This is a genomic window from Pseudoalteromonas sp. SR45-5 (assembly GCF_014163565.1).
Taxonomy (GTDB): domain Bacteria; phylum Pseudomonadota; class Gammaproteobacteria; order Enterobacterales; family Alteromonadaceae; genus Pseudoalteromonas; species Pseudoalteromonas distincta.
Window position 1 is genome coordinate 1 of record NZ_JACJDN010000639.1, and the last position, 2,215, is coordinate 2,215.

Annotated in this window: 2 protein-coding genes; both read right to left on the minus strand. The window is 41.4% G+C overall.

Annotated features, from left to right (window positions below; translation table 11 throughout):
- Positions 1–1,255 (minus strand): MFS transporter (locus H5072_RS17420; RefSeq protein WP_182694269.1); only part of this gene is annotated, 1,255 nt, incomplete at its 3' end.
- The coding region (locus H5072_RS17425; RefSeq protein WP_259395976.1) for an alpha-amylase family glycosyl hydrolase at positions 1,248–2,215 on the minus strand (968 nt) is incomplete at its 5' end. The genes H5072_RS17425 and H5072_RS17420, both read right to left, overlap by 8 nt.

A 2,215-nucleotide genomic window follows, 5' to 3' on the forward strand; every position in this document is an offset into this window, starting at 1 on the left:
CCACCCCAATCATAGGAATAAGTAACATTTTAGGATCTTGAATAAACATAAAGCTTGCAAGACCTAACGCGCCCAGCAATAAATTAAAGCAATGCGCTCCTTTTAATCCCATTTTTTTAACTAAAAACGGAATACACATAGCGGCAATTGCGGCAAATCCATTGTAAGCGGCAAATAAAATACCCACCCAGTCAGCACCATCGTTAAATGCTTTAGAGGTTGCATCGCTACTACCATAATGAAAGCTTGTTACTGCAGCGGTGGTATAAATCCACATAGCAAATAAAGTAAACCAGCTAAAAAACTGCACCCAGGCAAGCTGCTTCATAGCCTCTGGCATAGTAAATACATCTTGTACTACTTGGTAAAAACCACCTTGGGTTTTATTCGCACTTTTAAGCGCCGCTGCAATCCACTGCACAATACCAAACGCTAATAAACCACCAGCTAATAGGTATAATTCTTTTTCAAGCGATAAGCCCATGACTAATGCAAGGGTTGCTAAACCCAGCACTACAAAAATAATGGCGCCTTTATTAAAGTTAATATCAACCAGTTTGCTTGTAGTAGGTTGAGCGCTTTGCTTTTCAAAAGCCGCTAATTGCTCTGGGCTATACTCTTTTGTACGTGCTACGGTCCAAAGCACGGCAACAAGTAACACCACCCCGCCCCAATAAAATGAGTATTTAACAGACTCTGGAATTTGCCCTGGGGCTGCGGTATTACTTACATCAAACCAGTTGGTCATCATCCATGGTAATGCTGAGGCTAGTACCGCACCAATACCAATAAAAAAGCTTTGTAACCCGTAACCTGTAGCCCGTTGTTTTTCTGGCAAGTTATCCCCAACAAGTGCTCTAAACGGTTCCATGGTTACGTTGATTGACGCATCCATTATCCATAACATACCAGCGGCAATCCAAAGCGTTGGTGAATGCGGCATAATAAATAGTGAAAGCGTTGTTAACACTGCGCCTATAAAAAAGAACGGACGGCGGCGACCAAAGCGCCCCCACGTTTTATCGCTCCAGTAACCAATAATAGGCTGTACGATTAAGCCAGTAAGCGGTGCTGCAACCCATAAAATGGGAATATCATCAACTTGTGCGCCTAATGTTTGAAATATTCGGCTCACATTGCCGTTTTGTAGTGCAAAGCCAAATTGAATACCTAAAAAACCAAAGCACATATTCCATATTTGCCAAAAACTCAGGTTTGGTTTGTTGCTGTCATAATTATTATTTTGATTATTCATGATTAGCCTTATTAGTTAAAACTGCGCTGCTAAATGCATCAAGTGTGAGGTTAAATGTAGCGCCTTGCGGGTGAGCTTTAAGCTGGGTGGTGTGATTTTCAAGTAAATCATTTAATAGCGTATTTTCACTCATTGCTCCTAATTGTGCTTTTGATAAATTAACCGTAATTGTTTGAGGTTGTTCACTAAAGTTACTTAATACGTACAACGTTTGTTGGCCAAGTTTGCGCGTAAAACCTACAACTCGCTCACTTCCTGTAACGCTAAGCTCAGTCATTTCACCGCCTACCACAGCAGGTAAACTATTTAGTGACATAACCGCTTTGTAGTAATCACGAAGTGCTACTTGCTCTTGTGTTAAATTAGCACCGTCAAACTTGCCATTATTCATCCATGCTTGGTGCGCTGGCACGCCAATGTAGTCAAAAATACTGGTGCGAGTAGGTGTTCCAAAACCTGCGTTTTCTGAACCATCTTCCCCCACATCTTGGCCAAAATATAATAAAGTAGGTGCGCGACTAATTAAGCTAGAAACTACCATTGCTGGTTTTCCCCAGCGTGCATCACCTGCAAAATCAAGGCTCGCGATGCGTTGTTCATCGTGATTTTCTAAAAAATGCAGCATGTGCGCTTCAATATCAGTAACTTGGCTTTGGGCTGCAAAAATAGTATTAGCAGCTTGCTTACCCTGCATAATGGCTTTTAGTGTGTCATAAAAGCCTACTTTGTCGTAAAGGTAGTCCATTTTACCTTGGTGAATATATGCACGGTACATTAGCGGGTTATACACTTCGGCTAACAAAAAGGCGTCGCTTTTTTGCATTTTTATCGACGAATTTAAAAAACTCCAAAACTCTACTGGCACCATTTCGGCCATGTCGTATCTAAAGCCATCAACGCCTTTATCGAGCCAAAAAAGTGCTATGTCTCTAAATTTGTACCAGCTGTTAGGAAGTTCTT